Annotated in this window: 18 protein-coding genes and 2 pseudogenes; 17 read left to right on the forward strand and 3 right to left on the reverse strand. The window is 78.9% G+C overall.

All coding sequences use genetic code 11. From position 1 onward, the window contains the following. Both VER05_RS07110 and VER05_RS07115 read left to right on the forward strand, forming a co-directional pair. Positions 1-295, forward strand: a pseudogene (locus tag VER05_RS07110) (hypothetical protein); the annotation flags it as partial. Positions 296-432: 137 nt separating this feature from the next. Next, complete coding sequence (locus VER05_RS07115) at positions 433-1,401, forward strand: patatin-like phospholipase family protein (RefSeq protein WP_324844683.1); 969 nt, start codon at positions 433-435, stop codon at positions 1,399-1,401. Positions 1,402-1,420: 19 nt separating this feature from the next. Here VER05_RS07115 and VER05_RS07120 read toward each other — a convergent pair whose 3' ends face one another. After that, positions 1,421-2,311, reverse strand: a complete 891-nt coding sequence (locus VER05_RS07120; protein WP_324844684.1) for an aminoglycoside phosphotransferase family protein — start codon at positions 2,309-2,311, stop codon at positions 1,421-1,423. A 127-nt stretch (positions 2,312-2,438) separates the two neighbouring features. Here VER05_RS07120 and VER05_RS07125 point away from each other — a divergent pair, with 127 nt between their 5' ends. From VER05_RS07125 to VER05_RS07150, 6 genes are read left to right on the forward strand one after another with little or no spacing between them, the layout of a single operon-like run. Further along, entirely contained in the window at positions 2,439-3,275 is an 837-nt protein-coding gene (locus VER05_RS07125; RefSeq protein ID WP_324844685.1) for an STAS domain-containing protein, read from the forward strand. Then, a complete protein-coding gene (locus VER05_RS07130; protein ID WP_324844686.1) occupies positions 3,275-3,676 on the forward strand; it encodes an STAS domain-containing protein in 402 nt (133 codons plus the stop codon). Before VER05_RS07125 ends, VER05_RS07130 begins: the two co-directional genes overlap by 1 nt. Further along, entirely contained in the window at positions 3,673-4,089 is a 417-nt protein-coding gene (locus VER05_RS07135; RefSeq protein WP_324844687.1) for an anti-sigma regulatory factor, read from the forward strand. Before VER05_RS07130 ends, VER05_RS07135 begins: the two co-directional genes overlap by 4 nt. After that, positions 4,077-5,117: a SpoIIE family protein phosphatase gene (locus VER05_RS07140; RefSeq protein WP_324844688.1), complete on the forward strand. Its 1,041-nt coding sequence runs from the start codon at positions 4,077-4,079 to the stop codon at positions 5,115-5,117. The genes VER05_RS07135 and VER05_RS07140 overlap by 13 nt, the downstream gene beginning before the upstream one ends. Continuing rightward, a complete protein-coding gene (locus tag VER05_RS07145) occupies positions 5,114-6,886 on the forward strand; it encodes a hybrid sensor histidine kinase/response regulator (protein ID WP_324844689.1) in 1,773 nt (590 codons plus the stop codon). The genes VER05_RS07140 and VER05_RS07145 overlap by 4 nt, the downstream gene beginning before the upstream one ends. After that, the gene (locus VER05_RS07150) at positions 6,883-8,475 is read left to right on the forward strand and encodes a SpoIIE family protein phosphatase (protein WP_324844690.1); all 1,593 of its coding nucleotides are present in this window, start codon (positions 6,883-6,885) and stop codon (positions 8,473-8,475) included. The genes VER05_RS07145 and VER05_RS07150 overlap by 4 nt, the downstream gene beginning before the upstream one ends. 149 nt (positions 8,476-8,624) lie before the next feature. Here VER05_RS07150 and VER05_RS07155 read toward each other — a convergent pair whose 3' ends face one another. Continuing rightward, on the reverse strand, positions 8,625-9,044 hold the full coding sequence (locus VER05_RS07155; RefSeq protein ID WP_414647575.1) for a TfoX/Sxy family protein: 420 nt from the start codon (positions 9,042-9,044) through the stop codon (positions 8,625-8,627). Positions 9,045-9,089: 45 nt separating this feature from the next. Further along, a pseudogene (locus tag VER05_RS07160) lies at positions 9,090-9,656 on the reverse strand (acyltransferase); the annotation flags it as partial. 237 nt (positions 9,657-9,893) lie between these two features. On the opposite strand from VER05_RS07160, the gene VER05_RS07165 reads away from it, so the two are divergent. From VER05_RS07165 to VER05_RS07205, 9 genes are all read left to right on the forward strand, one after another. Continuing rightward, positions 9,894-10,961 carry a Gfo/Idh/MocA family oxidoreductase gene (locus tag VER05_RS07165; RefSeq protein WP_324844691.1) on the forward strand — a complete coding sequence of 356 codons (1,068 nt, stop codon included), beginning with the start codon at positions 9,894-9,896 and terminating at the stop codon, positions 10,959-10,961. After that, positions 10,958-12,001: an NAD-dependent epimerase/dehydratase family protein gene (locus VER05_RS07170; RefSeq protein ID WP_324844692.1), complete on the forward strand. Its 1,044-nt coding sequence runs from the start codon at positions 10,958-10,960 to the stop codon at positions 11,999-12,001. Before VER05_RS07165 ends, VER05_RS07170 begins: the two co-directional genes overlap by 4 nt. A gap of 14 nt (positions 12,002-12,015) precedes the next feature. Next, positions 12,016-13,134, forward strand: coding sequence for a DegT/DnrJ/EryC1/StrS family aminotransferase (locus tag VER05_RS07175; RefSeq protein ID WP_324844700.1), 1,119 nt, complete (start codon positions 12,016-12,018; stop codon positions 13,132-13,134). Then, positions 13,131-13,850 (forward strand): NeuD/PglB/VioB family sugar acetyltransferase, encoded by a 720-nt coding sequence (locus VER05_RS07180; protein ID WP_324844693.1) that lies wholly within the window; start codon positions 13,131-13,133, stop codon positions 13,848-13,850. Before VER05_RS07175 ends, VER05_RS07180 begins: the two co-directional genes overlap by 4 nt. After that, positions 13,847-14,950 carry a DegT/DnrJ/EryC1/StrS family aminotransferase gene (locus tag VER05_RS07185; protein ID WP_324844694.1) on the forward strand — a complete coding sequence of 368 codons (1,104 nt, stop codon included), beginning with the start codon at positions 13,847-13,849 and terminating at the stop codon, positions 14,948-14,950. The genes VER05_RS07180 and VER05_RS07185 overlap by 4 nt, the downstream gene beginning before the upstream one ends. Next, on the forward strand, positions 14,947-16,359 hold the full coding sequence (locus tag VER05_RS07190; protein ID WP_324844695.1) for a glycosyltransferase family 4 protein: 1,413 nt from the start codon (positions 14,947-14,949) through the stop codon (positions 16,357-16,359). The genes VER05_RS07185 and VER05_RS07190 overlap by 4 nt, the downstream gene beginning before the upstream one ends. Further along, complete coding sequence (locus VER05_RS07195; RefSeq protein WP_324844696.1) at positions 16,356-18,059, forward strand: oligosaccharide flippase family protein; 1,704 nt, start codon at positions 16,356-16,358, stop codon at positions 18,057-18,059. Before VER05_RS07190 ends, VER05_RS07195 begins: the two co-directional genes overlap by 4 nt. Next, the gene (locus VER05_RS07200) at positions 18,056-19,339 is read left to right on the forward strand and encodes a glycosyltransferase family 2 protein (protein ID WP_324844697.1); all 1,284 of its coding nucleotides are present in this window, start codon (positions 18,056-18,058) and stop codon (positions 19,337-19,339) included. The genes VER05_RS07195 and VER05_RS07200 overlap by 4 nt, the downstream gene beginning before the upstream one ends. After that, positions 19,336-20,180: glycosyltransferase family 1 protein (locus VER05_RS07205; RefSeq protein ID WP_324844698.1), on the forward strand; the 845-nt coding region annotated here is incomplete at its 3' end. The genes VER05_RS07200 and VER05_RS07205, both read left to right, overlap by 4 nt.

A 20,180-nucleotide genomic window follows, 5' to 3' on the forward strand; every position in this document is an offset into this window, starting at 1 on the left:
CACCGCGGCGGCGCACGGCGCGGCGCTCCGGGTGGTCGAGGTCGTGTGCCCGGACCCGGCCGAGCACCGGCGCCGGGTGGAGACCCGCCCGGCCGACCTCCCGGGCTTCGCCCTGCCGACCTGGGACGACGTGCGGCGGGCTGCGCGGGAGTACGAGCCGCGGCGCGACGAGCGGCTGGTCGTCGACAGCACGCGACCGGTCGCGGACGTGCTGCCGGAGGTGCTGGCATACCTCGGGCTCGCGCCCGGGGCCGCGCGCGGAGCTGCCCCCTCGGCTGACGGTGGAAGGTTGTGACCGACACGCCGACGGCGTGTCGGTCACAACCTTCCACTGTCAGAGGGGAGCGGCGGGGGCCCGGCGTGCCGGGGGCGCCGCGCCCGCCCGGAAATGCGTCGCGCGGCGCGGCGCGGCGGGACTAGCGTCCGCGGATCGTGACGACTCCCGCACCGGCGCCCGCGCCGTTCCCCCTCCCCGCCGACGGCGGCGCCGTCGCGCCGCGCCCCGACGCCCGCGCGCTGGTGCTCGGCGGGGGCGGCTCGACCGGCAACGCCTGGTTGCTCGGCGTGGTGGCCGGGCTGCTCGAGGGCGGGCTCGACGTGGCGGGCGCCGACCTGGTGGTCGGGACCTCCGCCGGGGCGACGGCCGCGGCGCAGCTCGCCGGGGCGGGCGCGGCGGAGCTGTACGCGGCGGCGCTCGTGCCGCCGCCCGCGCGGGGCCCGGTCGGCCCGCGGGGCCCGGTCGGCCCGGACGACGCCGCCGGCCCCCCGCCCCCCGCGCGCGGCGGCGTCGCCGAGCACCTCGCGCGCCGCCGGGCCCTGGTCGCCGCCGCGGCCGACCCCGCGGACCTGCGCCGCCGGACCGGTGCCGACGCCCTGGAGCGGGCCGCCGCGGCCGGGCCGGACGCCGCCGGGCGCTGGCGGGCGACCGTCGCCGCGCGGCTGCCGCGCGCCGGCTGGCCCGCGGGCCGGCTGCTGCTGACGGCCGTCGACGCCCGCACGGGCGAGCCGGTCGTGTTCGACCGCGGGAGCGGGGTCGAGCTGGCCGACGCCGTCGCGGCGAGCTGCGCGGGCGGCCCCGCCCACCCGGTCGGCGACCGGTGGTTCGTCGACGGCGCGCACCGGCGCGGCGAGAACGCCGACCTCGCCGCCGGCTGCGGGCGGGTGCTGGTGCTCGCGCCGCTGGGCGGGGCGTCGCTGACCCCGCCCGCGTGGCGGCTGGACCTCGCGGCGCAGGTCGCGGACCTGCGCGCGGGCGGCAGCCGGGTCGAGGTCGTCGTGCCCGAGGACCCGGGCCTGTTCGGCGAGCGGGCGATGGACCCGGCGCTGCGCCCGGTGGCCGCGCGGGCCGGCCACGACCAGGGCCGCGCGCTGGCGGGGTCGCTGGCCGCCCTCTGGCGCTGACGGCCGCGGGACCGCGGGGTCAGGCGCCCGCGACCAGCTGGTCCAGCACGTGCCGGGCCAGCCGGCGCTGCTCCGGCGGCTCGTTCGTCACGAGGATCAGCGCCTTCCACACCGCCCAGCCGCGCCCGCGCGCCCAGGTCGCGTCGTCGACGTCGAGTCCCGACCGGAACGCCTCCCGGGCGGCGCCCTGCAGCCAGGTCCACACCGGGGTCGTGTCGCAGGCGGTGTCCCCGACCGCGGAGCAGCCGAAGTCGAGCACCGCCGCGAGCGCGCCGTCGCGGACCAGCAGGTTGTTGACCGCGACGTCGCCGTGCAGCCAGGTCGGCTCGCCGGTGAAGGGGGCCGCCAGCGCGTCCCGCCACAGGCCCGCCGCCACGTCCCGGTCCCGTCCGTGCACGCGGTGCAGGATGTCGCCGACCTCGTCGTCCCAGTGTTCCAGGGAGCCGCCGCGGAACGCGCTGTGCGGGCCGGGCCCGGGCGCGCTGGCGGTGTCGCAGGCGCGCAGGGCCACGAGGAAGGCGGCCAGGTCGGCGGCGAGCCGGACCGGGTCGTCGACGTCGGCGCGCGCGAGCGGCGTGCCCGGCAGCCAGCCGTAGACCGACCACGGCGCGGGGAACCGCTCGGACGGCTCGCCGACGGCGCGCACCTCGGGCACCGGCAGCGGCAGGTGCGGCGCGAGCCGGGGGAGCCAGGCCTGCTCCTTGGCGACCTGCGGGACGTAGCCGGGCGCGCTCGGCAGCCGGACCGCGAGGTCGTCGCCGAGCCGGAACATCCGGTGGTCGTTGCCCCCGTTCTGCACCGGGCGCAGCGGGAGGCCGGCCCACGCGGGGTGCTGCTCGGCGAGCAGGGCGCGGACCAGGCCCGCGTCGATGCGGTCGGGGCGGATCAGGGTGTCGGCGCCGGTGGTCACCGGTCGACGCTACCCCGGGCGGCGGCCCGCGGGTCGTCCGCCGCGCGCCCGGCTGACGTGCGCTGTAGCATCGCGCCCGCGCCCGCCCCCCGGCGAGCCAGCCGCACCCGAACGGAGACCAGTGCAGATGCCCGGAGCCGACGCCGCCCGCCTCGCCGAGATCCTGGAGAGCAGGCGCGCCGCCATCTCCGCCGCCTGGCTCGACGCGGTCATCGCGGAGCTCCGCGGCCGCACCACCCGCTCCGAGGCCGAGCGCGAGCAGGGCGAGATCCTCGACTCGCTCGTCGGCGGCCTGCGCCAGGGCGGCCTGCGGCTCACCGACCCGGCCTTCGACGCGCTGCGCGGCCTGCTCGCCGACCTGTCGGCCACCCGGGCGCGGCTCGGCTTCACCCCGCGCGAGACCGCGGTCGGCGTGCTCGCGCTGAAGGAGGGCCTCTACGCCCTGGCGGCCGACGAGGAGGGCGCCGCCCTCGCCGAGGTCATGGCCCTGGTCCGCCTGGTCGACGACCTCGGCCTGTTCACCTTCGAGTCCTTCGCCGCCGCCCGGGAGGGCATCATCGCCGAGCAGGCCGAGCAGCTCCTCGAGCTGTCCACCCCCGTCGTCAAGCTGTGGGAGGGCGTCGTGGCCGTGCCGCTGGTCGGCACGCTCGACTCGGCCCGCACCCAGGTCGTGATGGAGAAGCTGCTCCAGACGCTCGTGGACACCGGGTCGGAGCACGCGATCATCGACATCACCGGCGTGCCGGCCGTCGACACCCAGGTCGCGCAGCACCTGCTCAAGACGGTCGTCGCCGCGCGGCTGATGGGCGCCGAGTGCACCATCTCCGGCATTCGCCCGCAGATCGCGCAGACGATCGTCGCGCTCGGCATCGAGTTCGGCGACATCAGCACGAAGGCGACGCTCGCCGACGCGCTCGTCGCGGCGCTGCGCGCGAACGGCGCCGCGAAGTCGGCGATCGGCTGATGGACGCCGTCCCGATCCTCAAGCTCGGGTCGACCCTGCTGGTCTCGATCCAGATCGACCTGCAGGACCAGACCGCGCTGCAGCTGCAGGAGGACCTCGCCGAGCGGATCACGCAGACCGGCGCGCGCGGGGTGCTCATCGACATCTCCGGGCTGGAGATCGTCGACTCGTTCATCGGGCGGATGCTGTCGCAGGTCGCCGGGATCTCGCGGGTGCTGGACGCGACCACGGTGGTCGTCGGCATGCGGCCGGCCGTGGCGATCACGATGGTCGAGCTCGGCCTGTCCCTGGACGGCGTGCGCACCGCGCTCGACGTCGAGAAGGGGCTGCGGATGCTGCGGCCCGCCGACGCGACCTCCCCGGAGGCCCTCCTGCTCGGGCTCGACGCGGACCGGGCGTGACCGCCGTGGAGCCGGACGCGGCGCAGCGGCTCGCCATCACCACGGACGGCGACGTCGTCCGGGTGCGGCAGGCGGTGCGCGCGCTGGCCCAGGGCGCGCGGCTCTCGCTGGTCGACCAGACCAAGCTGGTCACCGCGGCGAGCGAGCTCGCCCGCAACACCCTGATCTACGGCGGCGGCGGGGAGGCCCTGCTGTCCGAGCTGGCGGAGGGGCGGCGCACCGGCGTGCGGGTGGAGTTCCGCGACGACGGGCCGGGCATCCCGGACCTGGACCAGGCCATGACCGACGGCTGGACGAGCGGCAGCGGCCTCGGGCTGGGGCTGTCGGGCGCCCGCCGGCTGGTGGAGCAGTTCAGCATCGACACGGCGCCGGGCCAGGGCACGCGCGTCACCATCGCCTCGTGGTCGCGGTGACCGCCGACGCCACCGTCGAGGACGTCGCCTGGCTCGTCGCCGACCACGTGAGCGCGGCCGGCGCCGCGCGGCGGGCCGCGTGCGCCCTCGCGGAGCGGGTGGGCATGCGGGCGGACCGGGTCGGCGAGATCGGCCTCGCGGTGACCGAGCTGACCGCCAACCTCGTCAAGCACGCGGGCTCGGGCGCGGTGCTGCTGCGGCTGCGGCACGCCGCGGCGGGCCCGGTGGTCGAGGTCGTCACGGTGGACCACGGCCCGGGCATCGAGGACGTCGAGGCCGCGGTGGTGGACGGCACGTCCTCCGCGGGCACGCTCGGCATCGGCCTGGGCGCCGTGGTGCGGATCGCGTCCACCTGGGACTGGTGGAGCCGCCCGGGCGCGGGCACGGTGCTGGCGGCGGGGTTCGCGGCGGAGCCCGGCACGCCGGCGCCGGCGTCGTCGGCGGTCGGGATCACCCGGCCGATGACGGGGCAGGACGTGTGCGGCGACGCGTACGCGATCCGCGAGGACGGCGGCGTGCTGACGCTGCTGCTCGCCGACGGCCTCGGCCACGGGCCGCTGGCCGCGGTCGCGAGCGCGGAGGCGGTCCGGGCGTTCCGCGCGGCCCCGGCGGGCGGGCCGGCGGACCTGCTCCGCGCGGTGCACCGCGCGCTGTCCGGGACCCGCGGCGCGGCGGCGGCGGTGGCGCGGCTGGACGGCGCCGAGGTGCGGTACGCCGGCGTCGGGAACATCGCGGGCGTGGTGGACGACGGCGTGACCCGGCGGGCGATGATCAGCCACCCGGGGATCGTCGGCGCCCAGGCGCGCACGATCCGCGAGACCTCCTACCCGCTGCCGCGCGGCGCGGTCGTCGTGCTGCACAGCGACGGCCTCACCGAGCGGCAGTCGCTGGCGCCGTACCCCGGGCTGCTCGCGCGGACGCCGCTGGTCACGGCGGCGGTGCTGCTGCGGGACTTCGGCGTCCGGCGCGACGACGCGAGCGTGCTCGTCGCCCGGGCGGGCGACGGCACGTCGGGGGCGGCCGGGTGAGCCCGCGCCGCGGCGTGCCGGCCCCGGGCACGGCCGGGCCGCTCCGCGAGCTCGTGACGGTGGAGGTCGTGGGCGAGGGCGACGTCGTCGTGCTGCGCCAGGTCGGCCGCGAGGCGGGCGAGGCGCTCGGGCTCGACCGGCAGGACCAGGTGCGGCTCGCGACGGCGCTGTCGGAGGTCGGCCGCGAGGTGGTCGCCGGCGGCCGCGGCCGCGCGGTGCTGCACGTGGCCGAGCCCCCGCACGCCGGGCTGGTGGTGCACGTGCACGGTGCGCTGCGCGCGGGGGTGCCGCACGGCGACCTGACCGGGGTGGCCGCGGCGGAGCGGCTGCTCGACGGGGTCGAGGTCGCGGACGGCCCGGACGGCCCGGTCGTCGTGCTGCATAAGGCGCTGGCCGACGGCGCGCTGCTGGGCGCCCGGTTCGACCGGGTGCAGGCGGCGCTGTCCCGGCCCCGGTCGGCGGACGCCCTCGGCGAGCTGCGGGTGCAGAACGCCGAGCTGGTGCGGGCGCTCGACGCGCTGGCGGCGCGCGAGGCCGAGCTCGTGCGGGCCAACGAGGAGCTGGAGGAGACGAACCGCGGCGTGCTCGCGATGTACACCCAGCTGTCGGACGAGCTCGAGGAGACGAACAGCGGCGTCGTCGCCCTGTACGCGGAGCTGGACGAGCGGGGCCGGCAGCTCGCCGCCGCGAACGACGCCAAGACCCGGTTCCTGCGCAGCGTGAGCCACGAGCTGCGCGCGCCGGTGAACTCGATCCTCGGCCTCGCCTCGCTGCTCGCCGACGGCGACCTGGACGCCGACCAGCGGGTGCAGGTGGGCTACCTCGACGCCAGCGCCCGGGCGCTGCTCGGGATGGTGAACGAGCTGCTCGACCTCGCCCGCGCCGAGTCGGGGCGCCAGCACGTGCACCGGGTCCGGGTCGACCTGCCCGCCGTGCTCGCGGAGCTGGCCGGGACCGTGCGGCCGCTGCTCCGGCCGGGCGTCGAGCTGCGGGTCGAGGTCCCCGGGGACCTGGTGCTGCACACCGACCCGGAGCTGCTCGAGCGCGTGGTGCGCAACCTCCTCACCAACGCGGTCAAGTTCACCGAGTCGGGCGCCGTCACGGTGCGGGCGGGGCGGGCCGCCGACGGGCGCGCGGTGGTGCTCGCGGTCGAGGACACCGGCCTGGGCATCGCGGCGGAGCACCAGGACGAGGTGTTCGAGGAGTTCTTCCAGGTGCCGAACCGGCTGCAGCCGTCGGTCAAGGGCACCGGGCTCGGCCTGCCGTACGCGCGGCGCGTGGCCGAGGCGCTGGGCGGGACGCTCGAGGTCGCCAGCGAGGTGGGCCGCGGCAGCACGTTCACGCTCACGCTGGACCGGACCGAGGTGCCCACGCTGGGCCGGGTGCTCGTCGTCGACGACGAGGAGGCGAGCCGCGTCGTGCTGCGCGGCCTGCTCGCGGACGCGGCCGCCGAGGTGCTGGAGGCGCGGGACGGGGCGGAGGCGCTGGCGCTGCTCGCGTCGGCCGCCGCCCTGCCCGACGTCGTGCTGCTCGACGTGCGGATGCCGGGCACCGACGGCCCGGCGACGCTGGCGGCGCTCCGGTCCGACGCGCGCACCGCGGCGCTGCCGGTGGTGCTGATGTCGAGCGTCGAGCCGCCGGACGTCGACGCGCCGTTCCTGGACAAGGCGGAGCTGGACGCGCCCGGCCTGGCCGCGGCGCTGCGGTCCGCGCGCGGGGCGGACGCACCCGGGGCGGGCGCACCCCGGGCGGGGGAGGTCGCGCCGTGACCGCCGCGCCCGAGGCGCCGCTCCGCGTGCTCGTCGTCGACGACACCGAGGCGCACCGGTACGTCATGGCGAGCTGGCTGCGCCGCGCCGGGTACGCCGTCACCGAGGCGGGGACGGGGCGCGCCGCGCTGGAGCTGGCCCCCGGCCACGACGCCGTCGTGCTCGACGTGAACCTCCCGGACATGTCGGGCTTCGACGTCTGCGGGGCGATCAAGGCCGACGAGGCGACGGCGGTCCCGGTGATGCACGTCTCCGCCACCTCGATCGACGCGCGGTCGCGGACGTCGGGCCTGCAGCGGGGCGCGGACGCCTACCTGGTGGAGCCGCTCGACCGCGACGAGTTCCTGGTCACCGTGGCGGCGCTGTGCCGGTCGCACGCGGCGCGCCGGGGCATCACGGAGCACGCGCGCCGGCTCGCGGACCTCGCGGCGGCGGTGGTGCCGCTCGCCTCGGCGGGGTCGCTCGACGACCTGGTGGCGCGCGCCGCCCAGGGCGGGGCGACGGTGTTCGACGCGCCGGTCGTGGTGATCGCGACGGCCCCGGACGGCATGGCGACCCGGGTGGTGTGCGCCGGGCCCGGCCGGCCGGTGGTGCGCGGGCGGCTGCTGGCCCCGGCCTCGGAGCCGCCCACGGGAGAGCCGCACGACCTGCCCGCCGCGGACACCCCTGGCGTGTGGCGGGAGATGCTCGACCGCGCCGGGGTCGAGGTGACGTCGTGGCACGTCTCGCCGCTCACCGACGCCGCCGGGCGGCTGATCGGCGGGTTCGCGGTGTCGACCCCGGAGCCGTTCGACGCGGAGGACCGCGAGCTCGCGCTGCAGCTGCGGGCCGCGCTGACCGGCGCGCTCGCCACCCTGCGGTCCTACGCGCAGGAGCACCTGGTCGCCCTCACCCTGCAGCGCTCGATGCTGCCGCACACCCTGCCGGACCCCGCCGGGGTGCGGATGGCCGCGCGGTACAGCGCGTCGGACGCGCAGCTCAGCGTCGGCGGCGACTTCTACGACGCGCTGGACCTGCCCGACGGCCGGGTCGCCGTGGTGATCGGCGACGTGCAGGGCCACTCGCTGCGCGCGGCGACCGTGATGGCCCAGCTGCGGTTCTCGCTGGCCGCCTACCTGCTGGAGGGCCACCCGCCCGCCCGGGCGCTCGACCTGCTGAACGACCTGCTGCGGCGCACCCACCCCGAGCTGGTGACGGTCTGCGTCGCGGTGCTGGACCTGCGGGACGGCACGATCGAGGTGGCGAACGCGGGGCACCTGCCGCCGCTGCTGGTCACGGCCGGCGGCGCGGAGTACCTGCGCGCGACGTCGCCGCTGCTCGGGGTGCCGGCGGCGGGCGAGCGCGCCGTCGCGCGGGTCGCGACCGACGGGCCGTGCACGCTCGTGCTCGTCACCGACGGGCTGCTGGAGCGCCGGTCGGGGCACCTGCGGGACGCCCTGGGCCGGATGGCGGCGGTAGCGGCGGAGGCCGGGACGCTCGAGCCGGGCGACCTGTGCGACGTGCTGCTGCGCCGGTTCGACAACGCGGACCAGGACGACGACGTCGCGGTCCTGGCGGTGCACCTCACGGGCGAGCGCGCGGCGGTCTGACCCGGGATGGGCCCCGGGCCCGTGCGCCGAGATAGGGCCCGCGCGCCGAGGTAGGACCGTCCGCGGTCCTACCTCGGCGGGGAGGTCCTATCTCGGCGTGGGGGGCGGGGGCGGCGAGGCGGGGGAGCCGTCCGGGGCCGCCGGGCTGCTCAGCGGTGGCGGTCCGGGGCGCCGTCGCGGGCCAGCGCCAGCCAGTCCGCCAGCGCCTCGTCGGTGGCGACCGCCGCGGCGTCGATCGTCAGCCAGCCGCGGCCCATCGTCCGGCCGCCCATGCGGGACGGCGCGGCGCCGGGGCGGGCCGCGAGCTCGTCGTGCCGGTCGGACGCGACCCGGACCAGCAGGTCGCCGCTGCCGCGCGCGCTGGCGATCATCGCGTCGCCGAGGAAGAACGACACCCCGCCGAACATGGGCCGGTCCGACACGGGGGCGGGGCCCGCGGCGTCGGTCGCGTCCCGGCCGGCCGGGAGGGGGCGGGCGAGCAGGGCGCGGACGCGGGCCGCGAGGTCGTCGGGCACGGCGGCGGCTCCTCGGTCGCGCTCGGGCGGGTGGGGCCGCGCGCGGCGCGGCACGGCGGTGTGCGTGGGGCCGCCGTCGTCCGTCGGGGCCGTGCCCCGCAGGCCGTTCGGGGACTCGACGAACGCGTCGCCCGTCACCGGGCAGTGCCACCGGCCGGGCCCGTCCGGCACCAGCCGCTCGCCGGTCCGCCCGACCCAGCCGACGCGGCGCGCCGGCACCCCCGCGACGAGCGCGTGGTCGGGGACGTCCCGGGTGACGACGGCGCCCGCCGCGACGAGGGCCCACCGCCCGACGACGACCGGCGCCACGCACACGGCGCGCGCCCCGACCGAGGCGCCCTCGCGCACGGTGACGCCGACGGCGTGCCAGTCGGCGGCGGACTTGAGGGTCCCGTCGGGGTTCACCGCGCGCGGGTGCAGGTCGTTGGTGAGCACGGCGGCCGGGCCGACGAACGCGCCGTCCTCCAGCACCGCCGGCTCGTACACCAGCGCGTGGTTCTGGACCTTGCACCGGTCGCCCACGCGCACGCCCGGGCCCAGGTAGGCGCCGCGGCCCACCACGCAGTCGGCGCCGACGACCGCCCGCTCGCGGACCTGCGCGAGGTGCCACACCCGGGTGCCGGGGCCCACCGACGCGCGGGGGTCGACGTCGGCGCCGGGGGCGATCGCGGGCGCCGGCCCCGGGTGGCCGGTGGGCGCGCGCGTGCTGGCGTCGGGGACCTGGCGGGCGTCCACGGTGCCTCCCGGTGCCGCCCGCCCGGGGCCGGACGCGGCGACCCTCCGGACGATACGCACGGCCGGCGCGCCGCGGGGAGGGGGCACCGGGTGAGAAATGTCCGTTATGCGTGACATGTCCGAATCGGGCTGGCCAGACTACGGCTACGTCAGGAGGAGGCGAGCCGCATGGCAGATCCGCTTCGGATCGCGGTGGTCGGCGCGGGGTACTGGGGCCCCAACCTGGTCCGGAACTTCCGCGCGTCGGACGACTGGGACCTGGTCGCGGTGTGCGACCGGGACCCCGAACGCGCCCGCCGGGTGGTCGGCGGGCGGAGCACCGTCGAGGTGCTGACGGAGCCGGCCGCGGTGCTGGCCCGGGAGGACCTGGACGCGGTGGCCGTGGCCACGCCCGCGGCCACCCACGCCGGGCTGGTGCTGGCGGCGCTCGACGCCGGGAAGCACGTGCTGGTGGAGAAGCCGATCGCGGCGAACGGGGCCGACGCCCGGCGCATGGTCGCCCGCGCCGCGGAGGCCGGGCGGGTGCTGATGGTGGACCACACGTTCTGCTACACGCCCGTCGTCCGGGCGATCCGGGACCTGGTCGCCGACGGGTCGCTCGGCGACCTGCACTTCGTCGACTCGGTGCGGATCAACCTCGGGCTGGTGCAGCCGGACGTGGACGTGTTCTGGGACCTCGCGCCGCACGACCTGTCGATCCTCGACTTCGTCGTCCCGGGCGGCCTGCTGCCGACGGGCGTCGCGGCGCAGGGCGGCGACCCGCTCGGCGTCGGCCGGTCCTGCGTCGGGTACCTGACGCTGCCGCTCGCCGGCGGGGCGCTGGCGCACCTGCACGTCAACTGGCTCAGCCCGACCAAGATCCGGCAGATGGTGGTCGGCGGCAGCCGGCGCACGCTGGTCTGGGACGACCTGGCCCCGCAGCAGCGGCTCACCGTCTACGACCGGGGCGTCGACCCCGGGGAGGGCCTGCCCGACCGGGCGAGCGCGCGGGTGTCGTACCGGCTCGGCGACGCGTGGTCGCCCGCGCTGCCCGAGCGCGAGGCGCTGGCCGCGGTGGTGGCCGAGTTCGCCGCCGCCGTGCGGGAGCGTCGGGCGCCGCTGACCGACGGCCACGCGGGCCTGCGGGTGCTCGACGTGCTGGAGTCCGCGTCGCTCAGCCTGTCCGACGGCGGCCGGCTCGTGCCGGTGGCCCGGGGCGAGCTGGCGGGCGCCGGGCCGAAGGGGCGCCGACGGTGACCGCGCTGGCGGGGGCCCGCGTCCTGGTGACCGGCGGCGCGGGCACGGTCGGCTCGACGCTGGTCGACCAGCTGCTCGCGGCCGGGGCCGGACGGGTCGTGGTGCTGGACGACCTGTCGCGGGGTCGGCGGGCGAACCTCGCGGGGGCGCTGGCGTCGGGCCGGGTCGACCTGGTCGTCGGCGACCTGCGGGACCGCGACACGGTGCACGACGTGGTGCGCGCCTCGGACGTGGTGTTCCACCAGGCGGCCATCCGGATCACGCAGTGCGCCGAGGAGCCGCGGCTCGCGCTCGAGGTGCTGGTCGACGGCACGTTCACGGTGCTGGAGGCCGCCGCCGAGCACGGCGTCGCCAAGGTGGTCGCGGCGTCGAGCGCGTCGGTCTACGGGGCCGCGGAGGAGTTCCCGACCGGCGAGCGGCACCACCACCACAACAACGACACGTTCTACGGCGCGGCCAAGTCGTTCACCGAGGGGATGGCCCGCGCGTTCCGGGCGACCCACGGCCTGGACGCCGTGCTGCTCCGGTACTTCAACGTCTACGGCCCCCGGATGGACGTGCACGGCCGGTACACCGAGGTCCTGGTGCGTTGGATGGAGCGGATCGCGGACGGGCTGCCGCCGCTCGTGTTCGGCGACGGGCGGCAGACGATGGACTTCGTGCACGTCCGCGACGTGGCGCGGGCGAACGTGCTCGCGGCCACGTCGGGCGTGGTCGAGGGCGCGTACAACGTCGCGAGCGGGACCGAGACGTCGCTGCTCCGGCTGGCCGAGGCGCTGCTGCGGGTGATGGGCAGCGACCTGGCGGTCGAGCACGGGCCCGAGCGGGCGGTGAACGGGGTTCCGCGCCGGCTGGCCGACACCGCCGCAGCGCGGCGGGACCTCGGTTTCGTCGCGGAGGTGGGGCTGGACGAGGGCCTGCGGGAGCTCGTCGACTGGTGGCGGCCGCGGCGGGCGGCCGTCGCGGCGGGGCGTGCGGCGGCGGGCGCGACAGCGGGCGCTGCGGCCGCGGGCGCTGCGGCGCGGGCGGTCGTGCCGTGACCACGCTGCACGTGATGCGCCCGTGGCTCGGCGCCGAGGAGGTCGCGGCCGTCACCGAGGTGCTGGCCTCGGGCTGGGTCGCGCAGGGCCCGCGGGTCGCCGCGTTCGAGGCCGCGTTCGCGACGGCCCAGCGGGCCGGGCACGCGGTCGCCGTGTCGTCCTGCACGGCGGGCCTGCACCTGGCGCTGCTGGTCGCGGGCGTCCGGCCGGGCGACGACGTGGTGGTCCCGTCGTTCTCGTTCGTCGCGACGGCCAACGCGGTCGTGCACGCGGGCGCCCGGCCGGTGTTCGCCGACGTCGACCCGGCGACCGGGAACCTCACCGCGGCGACAGTCGCCGAGGCGCTGACCGCGCGCACCGCGGCGGTGATCGCGGTCGACCAGGGCGGCGTGCCGGTCGACCTCGACGCCGTGCGCACGCTTACGGACCCGCGGGGGATCGTGGTCGTCGAGGACGCGGCGTGCGCCGCGGGGTCGACCTACCGGGGCCGGCCGGTCGGGGAACGGGCCGAGGTCGCGGCGTGGTCGTTCCACCCCCGCAAGATCCTCACCACCGGGGAGGGCGGGATGCTCACCACCGGCCGGGCGGACTGGGCCGGCCGGGCGCGCCGGCTGCGGGAGCACGCGATGAGCGTGTCCGCCGCCGACCGGCACGGCGCCGTCCTCGCGCCGCCCGAGGAGTACCTGGAGGTCGGTTTCAACTACCGGATGACGGACCTGCAGGCCGCGGTCGGCCTGGTGCAGCTCGGCCGGCTGCCGGAGGCCGTCGCCCGGCGCCGCGCGCTCGCCGCCGCCTACGCCGAGCGGCTGGCGGACCTGCCGGCGCTGCGCCCGGTGGCCGACCCGCCGTGGGGCACGGGCAACTTCCAGTCGTACTGGGTCGAGGTGCTGCCGGGCTCGCCGGTGGACCGGGACGGGCTGCTGGCCCGGCTGGCGGCGGCGGACGTGTCCGCGCGGCGCGGGATCATGGCCGCGCACCGGCAGCCGGCGTACGCGGGGCGGGGCCACGACCCGCTGCCGCTGCCGGCCACCGAGCGGCTGACCGACGGGACGCTGATCCTGCCGCTGTTCCACGAGATGTCCGCGGCCGAGCAGGACCGGGTCGTGGACGTCCTGCGGGCGGCGGTCCGGTGACCGCGGGCGGCCGGCCGCTGGTGCTGGTCGGGGCCGGGGGGCTGGCGCGCGAGGTGCTGGCGGTGGTCCGGCGGCACGGCCCGTACGAGGCGGTCGGGGTGCTGGACGACGACCCGGCGGCCCGCGGCCGCGAGGTCGGCGGCGTGCCGGTGCTCGGCGGGCTGCCGGCGCTGGCCGGGCTGCCCGACGCGGCGGTGCTGGCGTGCGTGGGCCACGGGAAGGCGCGCGCCGGCCTGGTGACCCGGCTCGCCGCCGCGGGGGTCGGACCGGACCGCTGGGCGACCGTCGTGCACCCCGCGGTCGAGGTGCCGGACGGCTGCACGGTGGGCGCGGGCTCGGTGCTGCTGGCCGGCGTGGTGCTGACGGCCGACGTGCGGGTCGGGCGGCACGTCGTGCTGATGCCGCACGTGACCCTCACGCACGACGACGAGGTGCGGGACGCCGCGACCCTCGCCGCGGGGGCGACCCTCGGCGGCGGGGTGCGGGTCGGGCCGCGGGCCTACCTCGGGATGCGCTCGGCCGTGCGGGAGCGGGTGCGGGTGGGGGCGGGCGCGACGCTCGGGATGGGCGCCGTGCTGCTGACGGACCTGCCCGACGACGAGACCTGGGCGGGCGTGCCGGCGCGGCCGCTGCACCGGGCCGCCGACGGGCGCGCGCACGAGGCCCGGCCGGCGGGGGACCGGGCCCACGACGACGAGGCGGCGGTGCGCGCATGAGGGTCCCCCTGGTCGACCTGGCGGCCCAGCACGCCGAGGTGCGCGACGAGGTGCGAGCGGGGCTGGACGAGGTGTTCGCCACGACGGCGTTCGTCGGCGGGCCCGCGGTCGGCCGGTTCGAGCAGGCGTACGCCGCGGCGGTCGGCGCGCGGCACTGCGTCGGCGTCGCGAACGGCACGGACGCCCTCGAGCTCGCCCTGCGCGCGGTCGGGGTCGGGCCGGGCGCCGAGGTCGTCCTGCCGGTGAACACGTTCGTCGCGACCGCGGAGGCGGTGTCCCGGATCGGGGCGGTGCCGGTGCTCGTCGACGTCGACCCGGCGCACCTGCTCGTCGACCCGGCCGCCGTGCGCGCCGCCGTCGGCCCGCGGACCGCGGCGGTGGTGCCGGTGCACCTGTTCGGGCAGGTGGCGCCGGTCGAGGAGCTCGCGAAGATCGCCGCCGACGCCGGGGTGCCGCTGGTCGAGGACGCGGCCCAGGCGCAGGGGGCGCGGCGGCACGGGCGGTCGGCGGGGTCGCTGGGGCTCGCGGCGGGCACGAGCTTCTACCCGGGCAAGAACCTCGGGGCCGCGGGCGACGCCGGGGCGGTCACGACCGACGACGCCGGGGTGGCGCACCGGGTCCGCGCGCTGGCGGGGCACGGCAGCACCCGCAAGTACCAGCACGACGTGGTCGGGATGAACTCCCGGCTCGACACGCTGCAGGCGGTGGTGCTGGAGGCCAAGCTGCGCCGGCTCGCCGGCTGGAACGCGCGCCGCCGGGCGGCCGCGGCCCGGTACTACGCGCTGCTCCGGGGCCTGCCCGCGGTCCGCCCGCCGCGGACCGACCCCGCGAACGAGGACGTCTGGCACCTGTACGTGGTCCAGGTGCCGGAGCGCGACCGGGTGCTGGCCGCCCTGCACGAGGCGGGCGTCGGGGCCGGGGTGCACTACCCGGTCCCGGTGCACCTGACCGGCGCCTACCGGCACCTCGGGCTCGGGCGCGGCGCGTTCCCGGTGGCCGAGGCCGCGGCGGACCGGATCCTGTCGCTCCCGATGCACCCGCACCTGACCGCGGCGCAGCAGGAGCACGTCGTCGAGGTGCTGGGGAGGGCGGTCGCGTGAGGATCCTGGTCTACCCCGGGGTGATGGAGGTCGGCGGCAGCCAGCTGAACGCCGTGCAGCTCGCGCACGAGACCGCGCGCGCCGGACACGACGTGCTGATGTTCGGGCCGGACGGCGACCTGGTGCCGCTCGTCGGCGCGCTCGGGCTGGAGTACGTGCGGGCCCCGCAGGAGGGCCGGTGGCCGTCCCCGCGGAACATGACGGCGCTGCGCCGGCTGGTGGCGGACCGCGGCGTGGACGTGGTGCACGGCTACGAGTGGGGCCCGTCGGTGGACCTCGCGTTCGGGCCGCACCGGCGGCTCGGCACGCCGCTGGTCACCACCGTGCTGTCCATGGACGTCCCCGACCACGTCCCCCGGCACGAGCCGCTGGTGGTCGGCACCCGGCGGCTGCACGAGCAGCAGCGCGCGCGGCGGGACCGGGTGCACCTCGTCGAGCCGCCGATCGACACCGAGCGGGACGCCCCCGGCGCCGCCGGCCCGGACGCGCGGGCGCTGCTGGGCCTGCGCCCCGAGGACCGGGTGCTGTCGGTCGTCGGGCGGCTGTCGGCGGACCTCGGCAAGGCGGACGGGGTGCTGGCGGCCATCGAGGTGGTGGGCCGGCTGGCGTCGTCGCCGGGCCGGGCGGGCGCGCGCGACGGGGCCGGCGCGGGCGCGCTGCGGCTCGTCGTCGTCGGGACCGGGCCCGAGCAGGGCCGGGTCGCCGCGCGCGCGGACGCCGTCAACGCCGCGGTCGGCGAGCAGGTCGTCGTCGTGACCGGGCAGCTGCTCGACCCGCGGCCGGCGTACGACGCGGCGGACGTCGTGCTCGGCATGGGCTCGTCGGTGCTGCGCGGCATGGCGTTCGGCAAGCCGGTCGTCGTCCAGGGCGACCGCGGGGCGTGGCGCGCGCTCACCCGGGACACCCTCGGCGGGTTCCTGCACGACGGCTGGCTGTGCGAGGGGCCGGGGGACGGCGCCGAGCTGGAGCGCGCGCTGGTGCCGCTGCTCGCCGACCCGGGGCTGCGCGCGCAGCGCGGCGCGCTCGGGCGGGGCGTGGTGCTCGACGCGTACAGCCTCGCCGCGGCCGGGCGCCGGCTGGAGGCGGTCTACGCCGACGCGCTCGCGACCCGGCCGAGCGAGGCGGTCCGCCGGGAGGCGCTGGTGCGGTGCGCGGTGGACGTGGCGAAGTTCAAGGCCTCCCTGGCGCGGCAGCGCGCGGCGGCGGCCGTGCGGGCGCGCGCCGGGTCGGCGGGGCCGGGGGACCCGGGCGCGGGCGGCGGGGGCGGCGCCGGCCGGGCGTCCGCGGGCGGTGCGGGCCGGGCCGCCCGCGAGCGCGCGGGCTCGGCCGGCACGGCCCCGGCCGGCGACGTCGCCGGCGGGGGTGCCGCGTCGTACGGGGGCGCGCCGCAGCGCGAGGGCGCGCGGTGACGCCCCCGCCGGGGCTCGGCCGGCAGGTCGGGCGCGGGCTCGCCTGGGGCAGCGCGGGGAGCGTCGTGCTGCGGTTCGGCAACGTGCTGGTCGGGATCGTCCTCGCGCGGCTGCTGGCGCCGGAGGACTTCGGCGTGTTCGCCATCGCCCTGGCGGTGCAGGGCGTGCTGGTCACGGTCGTCGACCTCGGCCTGAGCGCCGACCTGGTGCGGTCGCGCGAGCCCCGCCGCCTCGAGCCGACCGTCGCGACGATCAGCCTGGTGCTCGGCGCGCTGCTGGCGGGGGCGATGGCCGCGACCGCCGAGCCCGTGGCGCGCGCGCTGGGCAGCGACCGGGCCGCGCCGGTGATCGCGGTGCTGGCGGCCACCCTGGTGGTGTCCGCCGCCGGCGTCGTGCCGTACGCCCGGCTGCAACGCGGGTTCCACCAGCGGGAGATCTTCGCGACCGGGCTCGTGGACCTCGTCGTCGGCACCGTGGTCACCGTGCTGCTGGTGCGGGCGGGCTGGGGGCCGATGGCGCTGGCGGTGTCCCGGCTCGTCGCCCAGCCCGCGGCCACCGGGGCGCAGTTCCTGCTCAGCCGGACGGTGCCGCGGTTCGGGTACGACCCGGCGCTGGCCCGCGGGGCGATCGCGTACGGCGCGCCGCTCGCGGGGGCGAACCTGCTGTCGATCGCGCTGCTCGCCGTCGACAAGGTGGTGCTCGCGCGCGGGGCCGGGGAGGTCGCGCTCGGGTACTACGTGCTGGCGTTCAACGTCGCGAGCTGGCCGATGACGGTCATCGGGCAGACGGTGCGGCCCGTGGCGCTGGCGGCGTTCGCGCGGCTCGACGGGCGCGCGGGGGCGGGGGACGGCGACCGGGGTGCCGATGGCGGGGTCGAGGCGAGCGACGGCGGGCTCGCGCTCGCGACCCGGCTCACCTGGGCCGCGGCCGTCCCCGTGGCGTGCCTGCTCGGCGCGCTGAGCCTGCCCGTCGTCACGCTGCTCTACGGCGGCCGGTGGGCGCCGGCCGCCGGCGCGCTGGCCGCCCTGGCGGCGTTCGGCGCCCTGCGGGTGCTGTTCGACCTGTTCGCGACGTACCTGATCGCGCGCGGGGCGACCCGGCCGGTGCTCGGCGTGCAGGTCGCGTGGCTGGTCGCGCTGGTGCCGGCGGTGGTCGTCGGCGCCCGGGCCGGCGGCTCGGCCGGCGTCGGCTGGGCGCACGTGGTCGTGGCCGGGGTCGTGGTGCTGCCGCTGTACCTGGTCGCGGTGCGCCGCAGCGGCGCGGACCTGCGCGCGCTGGCGCGGGCGACCTGGCTGCCGCTGCTGGCGGCGGCGCCGACGGTGGCCGCGGCGGCGCTCGTGGCGCGGCAGGTGGGTGGCGCGTTCGGCGCGCTCGTCGCCGGCGGGGCCGCCGGGGCGCTGGTGTACGTGGCGGTCGCGGGGCGGCCGCTGCTGCGGGACCTGCGGGCCGCGCGGGCGCCCGTCCCGCCGGTCGACCCGTCCGGCGCGCCGAGCGTCGCGGGGCCCGTGGACCCGTCGGCCGCCCCGCCCGACGCCGGGCCCGTCGCAGCGTCGGGCGCCCTGCCCGTCGCCCCGCCCGTGGCCCCGCGGGTCGGTGCGTCGGCCGCCCGGCCCGCGCCGGCCGCAGCGCGCGCCGCCGACCCCGCCGTCCGGCCGGCACCCGCCGCGGCCCGCCCCGCCGACCCGGAGCGCGTCCCGTGACCGCCCCCGCCGGGGCGCTGGCCCGCACCGAGCGGGTCCGCCCCCGCCCGGTCCCGACCGCGGACGCCACCGTCACCGTGGTGGTGCCGTGCCACGACTACGCGCGCTACCTCCCGGCCGCGGTCGGCAGCGCCCTGGACCAGGCGGGCGTCCTGGTGGACGTGGTCGTGGTCGACGACGCGTCCGCCGACGACTCCCTGGCCGTCGCCGCCCGCCTCGCCGCCGCGGACCCGCGCGTGACCGTGGTGGCGCACGCGCGCAACCGGGGCCCGGTCGAGACGTTCAACGACGGGCTCGCCCGCGCGACGGGGGAGTTCCTCGTGCGGCTCGACGCGGACGACCTGCTCACGCCCGGCTCGCTCGCGCGCTCGGTGGCTCTGGCCCGGGCGTACCCGTCGGTGGGGCTGGTCTACGGGCACCCGGTGCACTTCGCGGGCGAGCCGCCCGGCGCCGCCCGCACCCGCGCCCGGCGGTGGACCGTGTGGCCGGGCCGCCGCTGGCTCGCCGACCGGTGCGCCGACGGCTACAACGTCATCACGTCGCCGGAGGTGCTCATGCGCGGGTCGGTGGTCGCGGCGGTCGGCGGGCAGCGGCCGCTGGCGCACGCGCACGACATGGAGATGTGGCTCCGGCTCGCGGCGCACGCGGACGTGGCCCACGTCGGGGGCGCGGACCAGGCGTGGCACCGCGAGCACGCCGCGAGCCTGTCCGCGCGCGAGGTCGACGACGCGACCGACTTCCGGGAGCGGGTGGCGGCGTTCGCCGAGCTGGCCGCGGCCGGGGCCGCGGGGCTGCCCGAGCGCGACGACCTCGCGGCCGCGGCCCGGCGCGCGCTGGTCCGGCAGGCGCTGCGGGCGTGCCGGTACGAGGTCGACCGCGGCCGCCGCGACCCCGGGCGGGTGCGGCGCCTGATGGCGGAGGCGCTCGTGGTGGCCCCCGAGCTGGCGGGGCCGTGGCAGCGGCTGGACGCGGCGCTCGACGCGGAGCCCGGGGCCCTCGGCCGGGCGGCGGGGCTGGCGCGGGCGGTCCGCGTCCGCGCCGACGACGTCCGCCGGGGGCGCCGCTGGGCCCGCACGGGGACCTACACCCGGGACGGCGCGCGCGGCGCCCCGCGGCTGCCCCCGGGCACGACGGACGCGACGGACCCGACCGACCCGGCGGATCGCGCGAGGTCGAGGGTCCCCGGCGGGGTCGCGGGGTCCTGGCGGGCGCCGGACGACGACCCCCCGACCTCACCGGGTGCCGCGGGTGCCGCGGGTGGACGCGAGGGCGCGGCATGAGGGCGCGGCAGGTGCCGGCCGCGGCGCGGCGCGTGCGGGCGATGGGGGCGCGGGAGACCGCCCAGCGGGTCGCCGCGCGCCTCTACCGGGCCACCGGGGCCGCCGCGCTCGACTTCCCGCTGCTGCCCGGGGACGTCGCCGACCCCGGCTCCGCCGCGCGGGCCCTCCCCGCGGCGCCGCCGCCCGCGGACCGGCCGCTCACGATCGGCTGGCTGTGCGTCCCACCCGGACCGCACTCGGGCGGGCACACCACGATGTTCCGCATGGTCCGGGCGCTCGAGGAGGCCGGCCACCGGTGCGTGCTCTACCTGTACGACCGGCACGGCGGCGACCTCGGGCAGCGCGCGGCCGTCGTGCGGGCGGGCTGGCCGGGTGTGCGGGCCGAGGTCCGCGACGTCGCCGACGGCATCCGCGGGGTCGACGCGTGCGTGGCGACCTCCTGGCAGACGGCGCACGTGCTCGCGCGGCGCGGCACCGACCCGATGCGGCGGCTGTACTTCGTCCAGGACGTCGAGCCGTACTTCTACCCGCACGGCGCCCAGCACGCCCTGGCCGAGGACTCGTACCGGCTCGGGCTGCGCGTGCTGGCGCTGGGGGAGATGGTCGCGGGCCACCTCCGCGATGACCTCGGGGTCGACGTCGACGTCGTCCCGTTCGGCTGCGACACCGACGTCTACCGCCCGCTCCCGCCGACGCCCCGCCGCGGGGTCGTGCTCTACGCGAAGCCCGATGTCGCGCGGCGCGGGTACGACCTGGCGCGGCTCGCGCTGCTGCGGTTCCACGCGCGGCACCCCGAGCAGGAGATCCACGTCTACGGCGACCCGGCGCGGGACCTCGGGGT

It is taken from the genome of Cellulomonas sp. (genome assembly GCF_035634735.1).
Classification (GTDB): Bacteria; Actinomycetota; Actinomycetes; order Actinomycetales; family Cellulomonadaceae; genus Cellulomonas.

Bases quoted from the DNA above. Each gene is read 5' to 3' on its own strand.
- VER05_RS07125 (WP_324844685.1), top strand. From the start codon at position 2,439: ATGCCCGGAGCCGACGCCGCCCGCCTCGCCGAGATCCTGGAGAGCAGG.
- VER05_RS07130 (WP_324844686.1), top strand. From the start codon at position 3,275: ATGGACGCCGTCCCGATCCTCAAGCTCGGGTCGACCCTGCTGGTCTCG.
- VER05_RS07165 (WP_324844691.1), top strand. From the start codon at position 9,894: ATGGCAGATCCGCTTCGGATCGCGGTGGTCGGCGCGGGGTACTGGGGC.
- VER05_RS07175 (WP_324844700.1), top strand. From the start codon at position 12,016: ATGCGCCCGTGGCTCGGCGCCGAGGAGGTCGCGGCCGTCACCGAGGTG.
- VER05_RS07185 (WP_324844694.1), top strand. From the start codon at position 13,847: ATGAGGGTCCCCCTGGTCGACCTGGCGGCCCAGCACGCCGAGGTGCGC.